Genomic DNA, 16,595 nt, shown 5'->3' with positions numbered 1-16,595 from the left:
GGATCATGTTAATTAATCAAATCGATTTTGCAAAAATGTATCAGAAACATATGCAACAAGCCCAACGAAGCCGCAAAGAGCCAGAGCATTGGGATAAAAAAGCACAACAAATGGCGCAAACTTGCGCTAATCCCCATGACCCATACTTAGTGCGCTTTCGTGAATTAATGGATTTGGCAGGCGCTGAAACTTTGCTTGATGTGGGCTGTGGCCCAGGTTCCGTTAGCCTTTGCCTTGCTAATGAATTCAAGGAAACTATAGGTATTGATTATAGCCGCGGCATGCTCGAAATGGCTGAACTGCGGGCGAAAGAATTAAATATTCCCAATGCGCGCTTTGAACAACTGGCATGGGAAGATGACTGGAGTTCATTACCCAAAGTCGATATTTCAGTAGCGTCACGCTCAACACTCGTTGATGATTTAAAAGCAGCCTTACTGAAGCTTAATCGCCAAACAAAATTGCGGGTATACACGACCCATACCATCAACCCAACATTTATTGATGAAAAAATAATTCGCAAAATAGGCCGCGAAGTGGTTCGTTTACCCACCTATATTTATGCAGTGAATATATTGCATCAAATGGGCATCAATGCACGCGTTGATTTTATTAAAAGTCCAAATAAAGGTGGATTTGATAGCTTTGACACTTTCACTGACAGTGTCAATTGGTCCCTTAAAAATATTACACCAGAAGAAACCGCTATCTTACGTCAGTATTATGATGAACAAGCGGCACTAGGCAAAACAATCCCTTATCCATCCAGAGATTGGGCAATGGTCTCTTGGGATGTGGTCGATGAATCGGAACTGACATTATGATTTACGTGCCTGATACATTAATCGACCAACTACTGCTAGATGATATCCAGTACGGCGACCTTACCACCCGTGCGCTCGGCTTGCGGGCTCAAATGGGGGTGATGACCTTTGCATCCAAATTTGGGGGCTGCATCAGTGGGGTCACCATCGCCAGACGTATGTTAGAGAAACTTGGGATCACTTGTGATTGTCACTTTCAAGATGGCCAACAAGTTGCCCCACAAAGCGTTTTAATTCGCGCCACTGGGCCGATTGAAGCCTTGCATCAGGGCTGGAAAGCGGTACAAAACGTACTGGAATGGTGTGGAGGTGTCAGCCACTACACCCAGCAAATGGTAAATATTTTGCATCAATATCAACCGGATGGGCAACTTGCGTGCACGCGAAAAACCATTCCTCATACTAAGCCCCTTGCCTTAACTGCGATTTTGGCTGGGGGCGCTATTATTCACCGAGCAGGTAGTGCAGAAAGTATTTTACTGTTCACCAATCATCGCCAATGCCTTGAAAATCCAAATGATTGGGTGAGTCATATTAAAACACTACGCCAAGCCGCCCCTGAAAAAATGATTATTGTTGAGGCGGATGACTATGAACAAGCCATTCTCGCCATCAATGCGCAAGCCGATATTATTCAGCTAGATAAATTGCCCATTGAACAAATTCAGCGGCTACAAGAACTCACCAAGCAACAAAGTCGGCCTTGTCGACTGTCCATTGCAGGTGGAATTAATTTAAAAACAATCGAAGCATTCGCACAAACAGGGGTGCCATTATTGGTTACATCAGCCCCTTACTACGCAGCGCCGCGAGATATTAAAGTACATATTTTTAAGCAGTAACCTAAGTAGTTAGCGTTAAAAAAATCATTTGTAAAAACAGCCTACCTCGTAGGCTGCATTCGCTTATGGTTAATGACGCATATCGTTATATAAAAAATAATATATCGTTATTCATAAAACTGGAAAGACATAATGAAAATAAAACAAATTACCTATTTGGTTGGGATGGCTTTATTCGCAGCACAGGGACAAGCCGCGTCTGACCCTAAAGCAGAAAAAAACACTGATGTGATGTCTGTTTGGAGTACACCATTAGCAGCGGATGCAAATGTCATCACGCAAGAGCAAATGACACAATTGAATAAAACCAACGTTGCACAAGCACTGAGTACAATGCCAGGTGTATCCATTCAAAAATCAGGTAATCGCAACGAAACCCAAGTGAATGTACGTGGATTTGATAGCCGCCAAGTACCTATCTTTTTTGATGGCATCCCAACTTATGTCCCTTATGATGGCACCCTTGACCTAGGGCGCTTTATGACGAGCGAACTCGCAAGCGTTGAGCTATCAACCGGATATACTTCACTATTACAAGGTCCAAACTTGATGGGGGGAGCGATTAACCTAACCACCGCTACCCCTAAAAAACCTTTTGAGGCCAATATCAGCTTAAACCAAGGTTTCGCTCGTGGTGCAGATAATGCCCACAATATTAGTGCACGCTTAGGTGGCCGCAATGACTTAGGTTTTATTCAAGTCAGTGGTAGCCAATATAAGCAGCGTTTTATGGGGATCCCGAGTTCAGAAAATGATAACCCATTGGCGGGAAATAATGGACGCCGTCCTAACTCTGCAACAGACGATAAACGTATGATGGTGAAAGTGGGCTGGACACCCCGTGAAGCTGACGAGTATGTGGTTACCTATCTAAAGCAAGATGGTGATAAAAACAGCCCGCCGAGTGTAACAAACACCAAACCTCAAATTTGGCAATGGCCAGCTTATGATAAAGAAAGTATTTATTTCAATGGAACAACCCAAATAACCAATGATATCGCGTTACAGAGCCGTCTGTACCACGACACATTTAAGAATACACTCCATCAATATAGGTCTGTTAAAGACTATAAAGACGGTATCTATAACTACAGCCGCTATGATGACTACAGTAATGGGGCTGACATGCGTGTTGACTTCACCGTGCGTGAATTAGATATGCTGTCATTTGCCGCACACTGGAAAGAAGACGTTCACCGCGCACGTGCAAAGAGAGATGTCCCATTCGACCGCTATAAAGATAATACCTATTCTATTGCTACAGAATATCAATGGGTTGCGATGAATAATCTCGATATTATCGCTGGTATTGGCTACGATTGGCGCAAAAGTGCCGACGGCAAACGTTATGATTACAAATCAGGAGATTTTGAAAAATATGATGGTAATAGCCAACATGCATTCAACTGGGAAATGATGGCTCGTTACCATTTAGAAAATGAAGATACCGTACAGTTCTCGGTATCAGAAAGAAGCCGTTTCCCAACACAAAAAGAACGCTATACCAAAGAAAAAATGAAAAGTGATGATACCTTTATCATTAACCCTCATATTGATACAGAACGAGCCCTAACTTACGATTTGACCTATAAAGGTCATATCTCCCCAGTTTGGTCATATACATCAAGTATTTATTACAACCATGTCTCTGATGGGATTATGGCCCATCGTGTTGGCACTAATAAAAATGGGGGATACGTGCTTGAAAACCGCAATAGTGGCAAAGTTGACTACTTTGGGATTGATTTAGGGACTAACGGACAAATCACAGATTGGATGGAAGCTGGTTTAAGCTACGGATATATTCACGCTGATCCTAAGCACTACAGTGTAAAACACGTTGCCGAATTACCTACCCACAAAGCCTTTGCTTGGGTGAAATTCACGCCATACGATCCATTTAGCATTACCATTACCGAAGAAGCAAGAAGTTGGGCATTTAATTATGTTGATGCAGAAAGCAAAGTACGAGGCTATGCTAAAACTGACCTGCGCTTAGATTATGATTTTGGCCAAGGTATTTCTGTTAACACCTCAGTGAACAACTTATTTGATAAATCCTATGAGTACACTAATGGTTATATTGAAGAAGGCCGTAACTATTGGTTAGGTATTGAATATAAATATTAATCCTTAATATATTAGGCGAAGATTAATTTCTTCGCCTAATAAAGTGTAAACTTTACAAAATTAACTTCTGTCTCTCATAAAATAACAAAGGCATTAATTTAAGTGCAAATACCTAGGATTATTCCCACAAAAGAACATCCATAGGTAAGAATGGATTTATTTAGATTAATATATTTTTTTAACAACAAATATGTAGGAAATATGAATTAAATCACCTAAAAATTATTTTAATACAGTTTTTAAACCCAACCAAAGTATCAATTCAATAAATTTGCTAATTAGTTACAAAAAAGCTCATCGCATAAAACTTGCAGTAAATTGAATCCCTATTTAAACTATAACAACAAGAAGTTAAATAATAATATTTATTCAGCCTATTTATTAAAATTGGCTGTTATTACTTTTAGATTTTCTATTCGTTATTTTAATTAGAGAGCAGACGGCATCTATGAACGAGTCACATGACTACACTATTGACGAAAAATATATTTTCGAAAAAAACACAAGCTTAATATACTCAAAAGATGATAAAAATCAATTTATTGAATTATCTAAACCTGCTGCTAGATTATTCGATGAGATTATCTCATTAAATTTAAAAAAAGGACTCGCAACACGAGATGAACTTTTAACGAATGTATGGGAAGAATATGGCCTTGTCGGTTCTAATAATAATTTAAATACTTACATTAGTGAAATAAGAAAAAAATTAGAGCAGGTCAGTATTGATCCTAAGTGTATTGTTACAGTACCCAAAAAAGGGTTTCGTCTTGATAGTCATATCGTTATACACGTAAAATCTGACGAACAAAATAATGAAGTTAATCCCCTTCATATAAGTAAGCATAGCTATATAGAAAATTCAGAGTTATCTCAAAAACTCCCTGATAACACAGTATCAGAAAACTTATCACTTGATGAAAATACCAATAACTCGGAATTATTAACTGGAGAAGACGATAGTAGCAATATCAATACGACACTCGCGATTAAAAATAAAAACAAAAAAACATTAAACAAAAAAACTTTAAAAATATTGCTATTAGCTATTTCAACAATAGCGATATGCTATTTAATTAATTTATTTTTTTGGTATTATATGGCTAAGGAAAATCCAACGAGTGACTACCTGTCAGTCAGTTCACGTGAAAAATGTATCATACAAGCACCGGTTAATATGCTAGCTAAAGTTTCTAGCGATAATATCAATCTAATACATAGCAAGCTGGATAAATATAATATTCTATGTGATGAACCCAAAAGAATCATTCTTTTGTCAGACTTAAATCAAGCTTATTCCATTGATAAAAATATATCTCTCAGCATTTGTAGCAGCATTAACATTAAACATGATTGCATATCGATTAATGATCAGAGAATTTGAATGAAAAAATATATTGCCGTATCGTTATTTTTAATCGCAACCGCATCAACCGCATCCTTTGTTATCAATAAAAATAATCACAATGTTCAAATCTGCCATTCTGAAATATTATGGATTAAAGATAATAATACACAGAATGGGTTGAGCTTGAAATCAAAGATTAATTTACAAATTTCAACAAAAAATTATGGTCGCATGAATATGTATGGCTACTTAAAAGATGATAAAAAAATCCACCGGCTTAATAGAGCAATTTATTTTAATTACTTAGCGATTGACCACAATGGTAATTATGTTGTTACCTTTAAATCTTCATCAGTAACCAATTCAGATAATATACCTGAGAAGCTATTTTCTAATTTCATTCAATTAGAAAAAGATAAAATCAAGTACTATATTAATATAACTAAAATGAGTGATAATCTTTATATTATCAAAGATGAATCTTCTTCTGCTTTTACATGCCAACTCCAATAAAAAAAAAGCCTACCAACAATTACGCTTAAGTAGGCAAAACCGTCAACATGGGAAACTAGTAATTTCAAATTCGATTCTTAAAAATAAAAAACAATTAAAATTAAATAGATAACATATTAAAAACCAAACATTGCAACTTGTGAAACACCATCTTGATCAATCATCCCGCGAAACATACCTTTAGTATTAAATTGCATAACAAAATTGCCCTTATTATCTACTGCAATAATACCTCCAGTGCCTCCCATATCTTTCACTGAATTCAAAGTATTCATTGTGGCTTCAGCTAATGGCGTATTGCCGTATTTCATTTGAGCAACAACATCATAAGCAGCAACACCTCGGATAAAGACCTCACCTAAACCAGTTGTAGAAATTGCAACTGTATTGTTATCCGCATATGTTCCGGCTCCAATAATGGGTGAATCACCAATTCGGCCATAATGTTTATTAGTACTGCCACCTGTAGAGGTTGCTGCGGCAACATTTCCGCGGCTATCAACGGCAACAGCACCCACAGTGCCATACTTATAATCAAACATTAGCGGGTCTATAAATAGCGAGGCGTTAATTCCCTTTTCTTGATCGAGTTTCCGGCTGATCTCTTTCACTTTCTTTAATTGTTCGCTGCGTTTTTCAGTAATAAAATAGGATTCATCAACAATATCTAACCCTTCTGATTTCGCAAATTGTTCAGCTCCGGTTCCTCCCATCATCACATAAGGGGTTTTAGTCATCACTTTATAGGCGGCCATGATAGGGTTTTTTACATTCGATACACCCGCTACGGCGCCAGCTTTGAGATCGCGACCATCCATGATAGAAGCATCTAATTCCACTTTATTATTTGTAGTTAAAGAAGCCCCTTTACCTGCGTTATATAGCGGAGAGTCTTCCATTACGATCACAGCCGCTTGAACGGCATCTATACTATCGCCACCTTGAGCTAAAATGGAATATCCTGCCTGTAATGCTTCCTTTAATTTCTCTTCATGCTCTTTTTGTAATTCAAGAGTGAGTAAACGTTCTGTAATATCCCCTGCTCCGCCATGGATGACAAGACGAAAGTTAGTATCGGATTTTGAAAAGGCTAGAGATGAGAAAAAAAACAAAAAATAAAGAATAAAAAATAAAAAGGTAGATAGTTTTTCTTTCTCGTAATCCTTCAGTTTATATATTATATCTTGCATTTGGATCTCTCAGTAATACATAGGATTACATTATTAAACAAATCAAGTTACTCCTAGCCCTAAATACTATAACATTACCTGTAAATTACAGTATGGATGTATTTTTAGGCAATTCTAATACTAATTCATCCAACACACTCCATGTAATCGTATTTACATCACGGATTTTGCTATCTGAAATGAATATTTGCTCCGATAGTGGCTTAATTGGCTTAAATAATTCTTTGTAATCAACGGATACTCCATTAACAGCCAAACTTTCAAAGGACATATAAATTGGTGAATTATTTTTAACTATAATATTATTTCCTTCTCGCCTAAAGGAAATCTTTTTTTGCTCATTTTCTATGGTTAAATTAGCAAATTGCTTAGGCCTATAATAAACTTTAAAGTGAAGGACTTGAATAGTATTTACATCAATACTACTATTATTTTCTCGCATGTTTTTGTCTAATGGAGGGATAGCTCTATATTTTACAATATAAACCGTTTCCCTATCTTTCGCTAATTTATCATTATCACCAATAAACATAACTCGCCAAGTATAAGAGTTGCCAGCTTCCAGCTTATGAAGTGGAGGAGTGACCATAAAAGGAATATTTATATTATTTTCTTTTATATCAAGACCACTACCTTCATCTAATAATTCAACAGATGATTGCATTAAATAAGGTGTTTTATCTGTATCATTCAAAATTCTAAATGACACACTTTTCTCACCTTCAATAAATGTTGTTCTTTGGTAGGGAAAAACTAATGTTCTATTCTCCCCCCAAGAGACGCTTATAAAACTAAAAAATAAAGATAAAAATAATGGAACTAACCCTAGTGAACGGAAAAACATTTTATCACCCAATTTTCTTAATAAAATAATTCCACTGATATTGCTAAACTTTAGTATATATAGATACTTCAACACGTGCTCTATACTTTCCTATCTCTGTATTCGGATTTAAGCAAATAGCCCACTTAATATTTAGATCTTGAACTACATTAGAAACAGAGTTTAACCCTAATAAGGTTTCTTCTTGGTTAGCAAAATTCAATAAGCCCGCTTTTCCTTCGTCCTTACAAGTTAAGCTTCCGCTACTACCAGCTGCATATGGTAATGCTAACAGATATGGCGTATTAGAGGTTATGTTTCCACCAGTTCGGTCGAACCATAACTTATGTTGGTTAGCTGAATCCACAGTTCCTTCACGAGCGATCGCAGAAATGTAAATTGGTTTATTATCTGCTGTACATTTATATTTAAAACTGGATTGTCTGAAAAACTCAGTTTCTCTACCAGCAATAATAGTAAAATTGTCTTGGCTAACATCAGAAATACTACAAACCCTTACAACGTTCAAGCTAGTTGAAATTTGTAATGTACTAACACCATCTTGATCATTATCTTGACCATAAGAGCCAACATATAATGGAATTCCACTATATGAGTAACGGCCAGGTTGTATAGGCACAGGTGCATACATTTGCATTGGACCTGCTATATATACACTAACATTCCTTTTTGAATTATAACCACCAGGAGCTCTTGTCCCATCCGGTGGTGTGTAACAAAGCTTCCACTGACGGTTGCCTTTAGTACTTCTATCCACCAAATTAGGTACATCTTCGAATACTACACCACTATAGCTTTCTTTAACGAATCCTGATGAACCTATATTGTTATTTCCTGAAAGTTTTACAGAAAAACCTAAACTAGGAACAATATAGGCATAAGCGCCGCTAGCATGAGTAAGTTTTATTCCAACTTTATTGACTCCAGGAACTTTCTGCAGGGCTGCAGTTGCATTCGGCCCCCCTTCCACAATAGGCTCATCAACACAAGATGTACTGCGAGGTGAAATAGAAAAAATCGCAAAATCCGGTGATGTCCACGCTTGAGTTTTGGACCCATAAATATAGTTATAGGTTGTAGAAGTTCGACCAGACAGCCTACCTTCGACTAAGTAGGGATCCGTTGCTGCCTTCGGGTGCTCTAAGTCAATAATACCTTCTAATGTTAATGTCATTGTACCGCCGTTCTGAGCTGCTATCATCGATTTCATTGGAAAGAATGAAATCAGTGATATCAACAATATTAACGGTGAATTAATTGACTTATTTTTAATAAAAAATTTCATAGCCCCTCTTAAAATTTTAATAAGGTAAGAGTCCGGTATAACAAATTATTGGCAATTAATAGAGATAGTACGGATTGCCTGTCCTTTACTTATATTAATGCTGCCTAAGTTAGAGAATGACGCTAAACATTGTTGGTTGCTATTTGCACCCCAACGAATTTGCAATTTACCAGAATCAGGTAACCCACTCATAAATAACTGATTATTATCGCCAACAATACCTGTATTTTCTTCGGTTGCATTTTCTTCAATTAACGATGCTACAGCCCCAAACGGCAGCACAGTACCATTCGACATTTTTAAGTTGATAACAGCTTGATATCCAACTTTAGTATCAAATTTAACTTTAACAATTGCCCCTGCTGCGGGATAAACCGTTTTACTGGTTTCTCTAAGAAGAACATCATTAGGTAGTGTGTTGACATCCATATTTATAACATTTGCGTTATAAGGAGATATATAAGGATACAATGCATAACCTCGATTATTAACCTCTACATCTTGGTTACTTACCTTAGTACCAGCTGCACCTTCAGCTTCAATGATCGCCATACTATCCCCCATAGTACGCCCGAATAGAACACCACCCGAATGTAATAATAGGCCGCCATTGACACTTGCGTTCATTGATTGACTATTCTTAGAATAGCTATATGCAGAGGAAATATTACCCGAGGAACCTGAATAACCAGCACTTAAAGAACCACTATTCCCGACGCCTTTATTCCCATACCCTTGCGTAATACCATAATAAATTTTATTATCTAACAAGTTACCTGAAATTCCTGCTTGCTGATCAATATAGCCGTCATTATTCTGGCTAAATGAATAAGTACTATATATATCCTTCGCTAACACATTGTTAGTAAATATGCTGAACGGTATGCTGACATTTACTGATACCATTCTATTTTCAGGCCAAGATGTATTATCTTTTATCCTATCTATGCTGTATGTAATACCATAGTTTATTTTGTTATAAGTTCCGTTATATCCCATCACCATCTGACGAACTTCACGGTTGATTTCCCAGTAATCAGAGATGCTTCCTGATAAGAAAACACTACCATATTCTCCCAATCTTTGCGTTATAGAAGTGGTAAAACTCGCTCTCTGACGTTGGTTAATCCAAGGCGCAACCCCATCCTTCAACTTATAGTCATAGTTATTGAAATCAGCAAAACTAAAATAAGATCGAGTAGAATAGCGTAAAGCTGTTAAATCGATAGAAGTCCCTGTCGACATCATACTTTTCGAATAACGAACACGGTATGATTGTCCAGCGCGGTCTCCTAAATCGCCATCCATATTAGCCGTAGCATGGGTAATATCCATAGATAAAGCACCAAAAGTGCCTAGTGATACACCTAAGCCAGCTACTGCTGAAAAATAATTATCCGCAAATAATAGGCCACCATATAATGTACTATTTGTAGGTAGACCATAAATTAAAGATCCTAAAAAGAAATCAGATCGTTTAGAATCAACGGTATACCCACCATCATAGCGACCAACACTGGTCTCATACTTATAGCCACCAGGTCTAAGCATCACAGGTAATGAGGAATACGCAACTGTGAAAGTTTTCTCAGTTCCATCTTCTTCCTTGACCGTAACATCTAAGTTACCCGCGTTACCTGAAGAATATATATCTTTAATTCTAAAGGCTCCAGGTGACACATATGTTTGATAAACAACATAGCCATTTTGTCTAATAGTAACCTGCGCATTAGACTGAGCAATACCTGCAACTTCAGGAGCAAAGCCTCGTTGGCTATTAGGAAGCATTGCCTCATCACTTGATATTTTAATTCCTTTGAATGGAATAGAATCAAAAACATCACTACCTGTAGATATTTCACCAACCATCATTGTAGATTTAATGGAGTGAAGGGCTCTCATTATATATGTATTAGTAAAGTCAGTAGATGATTCAGTATCGCCATTACTCTTAGAATAAGAGTAACTCATATTGGATCTCAGTCTCCAAGGACCTAAATTTAAGCCACTATTCAATGTTCCAAATAAACTATCACTTTTATTTGTTCCAGACGATGAATCTGTTTTATTTTTATTACCACTAATGAAGTAATTCAAAAATAATGCAGAAACACCAGTATCTAACATTGATGGATCAATATATCCTTGAACTTTATTGTCCATGTATATTTGAGGGACAGTGACTATTAATTTTAACTTACTAACATCAACTCTTACTGTTGCGTCTTTAATGTAGTCATTAAGTGATAATATTTTAACATCTGGAGATAAATTATTAAGCCCCGGCAGTGCTTTTACATTAACCCCCCAATTTTCCAAGATTGTCTTATCAAATTCAGGTACAACAAGACCTTTTGAGTTTGCAACAAAATTAACATCTTGTTCGGATAGTATGTTTCTATTTATTTCGATCTGTAAGCGATAAACACCTGCCGGAATAGTATTGGATGAATTAAATTGAGATAAATCTAACTGGCTAGCATCAATTCCTAGCTGACTTTCAAGCATGCTCGGATCAAAATAATCGTCACCATATGAATACAGAGATAAGCTTATCAATGAAGATAGCAAACCAAGTTTTAATATTTTGTTTTCCATTCCTCTAGCCTTAGATTATCTTTACATTCAAAATATGCAAGCGCTGAAAAATCATTATATGTTATTTAATAAATATAAAAGAAATTTCAATTAATTCTAAACACTTCAGTTCCAGCACCATTATCATCAAGAAAACGCCAACTTGCTACATTTATACTTTCATTAGTATTTTCTAATTTATAATAACTAAATGGTGAAACTAAAATGGAATCATTATAGTTCTTACCATTCATATTAAAATCAACAATTGTCATATAATAAGGGGTTGGATTATGAAATTGCCACCTTCCATCCTTATTTTTTAACTTTACCTGTTCAAAATTATTCTTATTTGGCTCAGGTATACCATTAGGCCGATAATATAATTTAATAATTATAGCTGTTACAAAAACTATTTCAGGCGTATCCCCTTCCTCTAATTTCTTGCTAGTCGGTGGAATACCCCTTACTTTCAAATAGAATCCTGATTCTCTATCTTTAGGTAGCTTAGAAACATTATCAGGATATATCCTAACTGCATGTTCTGTTTTACTTTTAATTTTGAATAAAGGAGGGCTAATTATAAAACTATCAGCATTCTTCTCATCCTTTATATCTAATAATAACATTTGAATTAATAAAGGGCTTTCACCCTCATTACGGATACTAACAACCTTATTCTTATCTGAATCTGTGAAAATAACTCTACTTTGGCCTAAAGATAATCCTCCAGCATGAAGGGTAAAGTGCCAAGCTAGTATTATTGTTAATATCAACCGTATCATCACATTTACCTATTTAATCTGCATAATATGACAATGTTAGTGTTGCTTTAAATGCCCCAATATTTTGATCTATCGAGCAATCAGCAACTTGGTTCTTACACATGACATAAGCATAAAATGTTTTAGTTACATTTTGAGTTTTAATATTCGACCATAAAACATTATTAGTTTCTGTAATAAAATCTGCAGATGATTGATTTGCATTATCATTTGCAGAGATTCTTACAGCAAACGTTTTTCCTGGATTATCTAAAAAACCATCATTTATTGTGTAAATACCCCATTTATAACACAGTCATCTCGTAGAATATTTATGCCGCACTTCGGTACTCAAATGGCGTCATGTCATTGAGTGAATCGTGCGGCCGTTCGTTGTTGTATAGCTCAATCCAGTCTTCGGTTATTTGCTTCACTTCGTTCAGGTTGTTGAAAATGTAGCAATTGAGTACATCATCGCGATAAGTTCGGTTAAATCGTTCAATGTATGCGTTTTGATATGGGCAACCGGGTTTAATGTAATCAATCATAATGTCATGTGCTTTTGCCCAATTTACAAACACTTCCGAGGTGAATTCGCTGCCATTATCAACCCGAATTTTCTCAGGGTAACCGTGCCACTCAGCAAGTTGGTCAAGATAGCGTATGACACGCAATGACGGCATGCTGGTCGCAATATCAATACCTAAAACTTCGCGATTAAAGTCATCAATAACGTTAAATGTGCGGAACCTGACTTTGTTGTGTAAGCTGTCACTCATAAAGTCCATTGACCAAGATTTTCCCAATGCATTCGGTGCAGCTAACGGCTCTGGGTTACGGTTGGGCAGTCGCTTTTTGCCTTTGCGTCGCAGGTTCAGTTTTAGCTCCTTATAAACGCGATAAACACGTTTGTGGTTCCAACTGTGGCCTAGCTTTCGAAGGCGTTTAAAGCACTTCGGGAACCCCCACCGATAATGCTTGTCGATTAAAGCATTCAAGGCATCAATGATTTCGTCATCATCGGTCAGCTTTGGCTCGTAATAGTAAGCGGTACGACTGATACCAACCACATGACAGCACTTCACTACGCTTGCGTTATACTGCACCTGTAACTCGTGTGCCCAGACTTTCCGTTCTGCCACAGGCGCTAGAGCTTTTTTATGATGTCTTCTTGCATCTGTGACTTGAGACTCAACTCAGCATACATCTGCTTAAGTCGACGGTTCTCTTCTTCAAGCTCTTTCAAGCGGCGCACATCAGACGCTTCCATACCGCCGTATTTTTCGCGCCATTTATAAAACGTTGAATTACTGATGCCGTACTTACGACAAATATCTTTCACCGGCATACCCGCTTCGGCTTCTTTTAAAATCGCCACAATCTGGCTTTCAGTCATGCGTTTGCTCATCGTAAAACTCCTTTGTTTTAGTTTACAAGAAATTCTACGAGTGAGCTGTATTATTTTACGGGATAGTTACAATTGTGTAGTTGCCAGTTAATTTAATATAGTTATTATCAAAGCTATTAGTTTTACAGTTACTGATTACAACATCAAAAGCTTTCTTAATCTTTCCACTAGATGCATCCGCCCCAAACTTAGATAAAGGCACATTTCCAAAATCAACAATATTCTTTTTACCACTATCACTAGTGACAGCAATATCACAGGTATTTTTAGGCACAGTTAAATCAAACGTAAAATCGTGTGTACCTGGTACTAAAGCTGTTGAAGAATAAGAAAAAAACATCACGTAAAAAGCCAATGTAACTCTACAACATATTTTATTTAGAGGCTTCACAGTCAATACCACCTATTAATTCTTATGGTTGAAGTAATACTATATCAACAGAGGCAACTAGTTCTCCAGGTATTGGCTGAGTAGTTCCAAGCTGGACAACATTTACTTCAAAATGATTCTCTAATTGGCTATTAGCTGTAACATCAAAACTAATTTCACCGCCAGCATTGAGGTTTACGACTTTACAATTGAGCTTATTCTCATCACAGTTTTTTAAAACAAACGCAGCTCCAGTAATATTATTAGTTGGATATATTTTATTACTATTATCAACTAAAGTTCCTATCCCAGGCGTTATTTTCATTTTAAATGGTGCTGGACCATCAGATAGATTAAAATCAGTGCAACTATATTTTAAAGAAAAGGGTTTCACATAGGTTTCATCGTCAACATTCGGTTTAATTTGAGGTGTTAATAATGGTTTATCAAATTTAACCGTCATCGATTCATATGATACTTCACACGTTCCTTTAGATACATTGCCGATAACTTCAATATCTAAAGCTGAAACTCTTCCAATAAAGAAACACATGCCTATTACAATATAAATAGCACTTAAAATAAATGCCTTTATTTTGTTACTAATTGATTTTTCCACTAAAAGATTCCTCGCCACCTAAGTCATTAATAACTGTCCATTTAACTATACCATTACGGCTATTTGCCGGAGTTATATAACTGAAAGAGTCAAAAGGAGAAATCATTGTATTACGCTTTTTCATATTTAAATCAATTTTAACACCATTAACACTGAGCTTATTTAAAGAAATATAGTATGGTGAATTATTATTAATAATAATACCTGTACTACTAGAGCTTACCTCTAAGTTTTTATATGCGTCATATGGTGAGATAGATAATTTTGAAGGTCGGTAAAAAACCTTAATAATATTATTATAACCAATATTCATTGCAGATCCTTCTAAAGGACCATCAGTAGCAGGTATCATAGTAGCAGAGAAATAAAAAACACTCTCTCTATCTGTTGGTAATGAATTCGGTTGAGCAAAAATCCTAATATCTTGCGTTGCCCCTGAGTTGATTTTAATTAATGGAGGTGTAACTGAAAAAGGCGTTTTTGATGCTGAACCATCATTATTCATGCTTACCGAAAATTTTGCTAAATAATTAATATTTGTATTATTTCGAGCGCCAACCGATACACTACTTTCACCTTGGACATATATTATTCGGGTCGCATTTAAACCAACACCACCTGCAGCGTAAACGTTAGTAGTAGTAATTAATGAAAACAGTAGAATTAAAGCTCTATAACAATCATTAACTACTTTTTTTCTTAAAAACGATTCTTTTGCTTTCATTACTTAGTCCAATCATTAAAAACAATATTAAGAGGCTTTTTAATTAAAAAGCCTCTTTACTCGTATTAACTAATATTATTAGTTATAAGATACAGTAAATGTTACTGGTACGGATAATTTATCAGTAGGTACACCAGTTTTGGTAAGAATCAGATTAGCTTTCATAGGAATGACAGCACCACCATCTTTAGCAACTTTAGGGTCGATAACCACTACTGCATCTGCGTTAGGAGTAATATTAACTGCACCAGAAGCTAATTTAACTGCTAAAGCTTTAGATTCTTGGTTAGCAAACAGTGCTGGGAAACCAGCTGCTGCTTGACCTTGAGCGAATACGTTCATTGAAGTATCAGCTGCGTCAGCAGAACAGTTAGACAGAACTAAATCAAAAGATTTTTCATCACCTAAAACTGCATTTGGTGCTAAAGCATCAGTTACATCTTTAGTGAAAGTTCCCCAGTCAACAACAGAACCTGTAGTAGTTGAAGACACATCACAAGATTGAGCACGTAATTGGGCTTTGAATGTTACTTCCGCACCTTTCTTACCATCTGCAGCTAATGCAGAACCTGCTACCATAGAACCTGCTAATACTGCTAAAACCGCTAATTTTTTGTTGAATAACATATGTAAATACCTCTGTATTTATGTCGTCATGTAAGTAGTTAAAGACACAATTTTTATTAAAAACCAAGTTCACAATAATTGTTTACAAATACCTATGCCATTTTCATGAGCCTGGATAACTAACTGTCAACCTATTTAATTAAGTCAACATTGGGGGATATTAAAATCCGTTCAATACCCTTTTTTAAAACCAAATTATTAAACTGGTTTTAAAAAAAGACTATTTCTGTATCGCCGAAAATGAGAGACCAACATCAATATAGAAATAGTAAAATGGACAAAAATAAAATATATGAAAGTTTAATCAACTATTATTGCAACTTGAATTCTGTATGAATAAAACCTAATTGTCTTTAAAAGCATTCCACACTTTTAATTCATCTCAAATTCACATTAGCTATTCCCGTTTGAAACAAAACGAAACAAACAAAAACATTATGCTGAACTTTTAAATACCTTGTTTCTTTCTGATACCAATATTAATACAGCAATATTAATTGTCAAAATAACACAAAAATAGACCAAAATTT

At 36.0% G+C, this 16,595-nt stretch carries 15 protein-coding genes; 5 read left to right on the top strand and 10 right to left on the bottom strand.

Annotated elements, in window-relative coordinates; genetic code table 11:
- Positions 1-5: 5 nt before the first annotated feature.
- The 5 genes from M1F17_RS02040 to M1F17_RS02020 all read left to right on the top strand — a co-directional run bounded on the left by M1F17_RS02040 (position 6) and on the right by M1F17_RS02020 (position 5,657).
- Positions 6-824, top strand: coding sequence for a class I SAM-dependent methyltransferase (locus M1F17_RS02040; RefSeq protein ID WP_318837205.1), 819 nt, complete (start codon positions 6-8; stop codon positions 822-824).
- Complete coding sequence (modD, locus tag M1F17_RS02035; RefSeq protein WP_318837204.1) at positions 821-1,666, top strand: ModD protein; 846 nt, start codon at positions 821-823, stop codon at positions 1,664-1,666. Before M1F17_RS02040 ends, modD begins: the two co-directional genes overlap by 4 nt.
- Positions 1,667-1,798: 132 nt before the next feature.
- Positions 1,799-3,796 carry a TonB-dependent receptor gene (locus M1F17_RS02030; protein WP_318837203.1) on the top strand — a complete coding sequence of 666 codons (1,998 nt, stop codon included), beginning with the start codon at positions 1,799-1,801 and terminating at the stop codon, positions 3,794-3,796.
- Between the two features lie 448 nt (positions 3,797-4,244).
- Entirely contained in the window at positions 4,245-5,180 is a 936-nt protein-coding gene (locus M1F17_RS02025) for a winged helix-turn-helix domain-containing protein (RefSeq protein WP_318837202.1), read from the top strand.
- Positions 5,181-5,657, top strand: a complete 477-nt coding sequence (locus M1F17_RS02020; protein ID WP_180312323.1) for a FidL-like protein — start codon at positions 5,181-5,183, stop codon at positions 5,655-5,657.
- 116 nt (positions 5,658-5,773) lie between these two features.
- On the opposite strand, the gene M1F17_RS02015 is transcribed toward M1F17_RS02020, so the two are convergent.
- From M1F17_RS02015 to M1F17_RS01970, 10 genes are all read right to left on the bottom strand, one after another.
- Positions 5,774-6,847: an isoaspartyl peptidase/L-asparaginase family protein gene (locus tag M1F17_RS02015; RefSeq protein ID WP_094962854.1), complete on the bottom strand. Its 1,074-nt coding sequence runs from the start codon at positions 6,845-6,847 to the stop codon at positions 5,774-5,776.
- 85 nt (positions 6,848-6,932) lie between these two features.
- Positions 6,933-7,691 carry a molecular chaperone gene (locus tag M1F17_RS02010; RefSeq protein WP_318837201.1) on the bottom strand — a complete coding sequence of 253 codons (759 nt, stop codon included), beginning with the start codon at positions 7,689-7,691 and terminating at the stop codon, positions 6,933-6,935.
- Positions 7,692-7,734: 43 nt separating this feature from the next.
- Positions 7,735-8,976: a hypothetical protein gene (locus M1F17_RS02005; protein ID WP_094962855.1), complete on the bottom strand. Its 1,242-nt coding sequence runs from the start codon at positions 8,974-8,976 to the stop codon at positions 7,735-7,737.
- Between the two features lie 45 nt (positions 8,977-9,021).
- Complete coding sequence (locus M1F17_RS02000) at positions 9,022-11,574, bottom strand: fimbria/pilus outer membrane usher protein (protein ID WP_004261281.1); 2,553 nt, start codon at positions 11,572-11,574, stop codon at positions 9,022-9,024.
- 86 nt (positions 11,575-11,660) lie between these two features.
- Positions 11,661-12,338: a molecular chaperone gene (locus M1F17_RS01995; protein ID WP_144141517.1), complete on the bottom strand. Its 678-nt coding sequence runs from the start codon at positions 12,336-12,338 to the stop codon at positions 11,661-11,663.
- A gap of 311 nt (positions 12,339-12,649) precedes the next feature.
- Positions 12,650-13,725 (bottom strand): IS3 family transposase gene (locus M1F17_RS01990; protein WP_413242978.1). Its coding sequence is split into 2 segments (ribosomal slippage): positions 12,650-13,476 and positions 13,476-13,725, totalling 1,077 coding nucleotides; the frame shifts between segments, so codons are not numbered across the junction.
- Positions 13,726-13,780: 55 nt separating this feature from the next.
- Entirely contained in the window at positions 13,781-14,116 is a 336-nt protein-coding gene (locus tag M1F17_RS01985) for a hypothetical protein (protein ID WP_318837200.1), read from the bottom strand.
- A gap of 22 nt (positions 14,117-14,138) precedes the next feature.
- Positions 14,139-14,714 (bottom strand): fimbrial protein, encoded by a 576-nt coding sequence (locus M1F17_RS01980; protein WP_112307371.1) that lies wholly within the window; start codon positions 14,712-14,714, stop codon positions 14,139-14,141.
- On the bottom strand, positions 14,698-15,438 hold the full coding sequence (locus tag M1F17_RS01975) for a molecular chaperone (RefSeq protein ID WP_004261304.1): 741 nt from the start codon (positions 15,436-15,438) through the stop codon (positions 14,698-14,700). Before M1F17_RS01975 ends, M1F17_RS01980 begins: the two co-directional genes overlap by 17 nt.
- Positions 15,439-15,516: 78 nt before the next feature.
- Positions 15,517-16,065, bottom strand: coding sequence for a fimbrial protein (locus M1F17_RS01970; RefSeq protein ID WP_094962859.1), 549 nt, complete (start codon positions 16,063-16,065; stop codon positions 15,517-15,519).
- Positions 16,066-16,595 lie beyond the last annotated feature (530 nt).

The sequence above is a fragment of the Providencia sp. PROV073 genome (assembly GCF_033688125.1).
In the GTDB taxonomy this organism is placed as follows: Bacteria; Pseudomonadota; Gammaproteobacteria; order Enterobacterales; family Enterobacteriaceae; genus Providencia; species Providencia hangzhouensis.
This window is presented reverse-complemented; position numbering and strand designations above follow the sequence as displayed.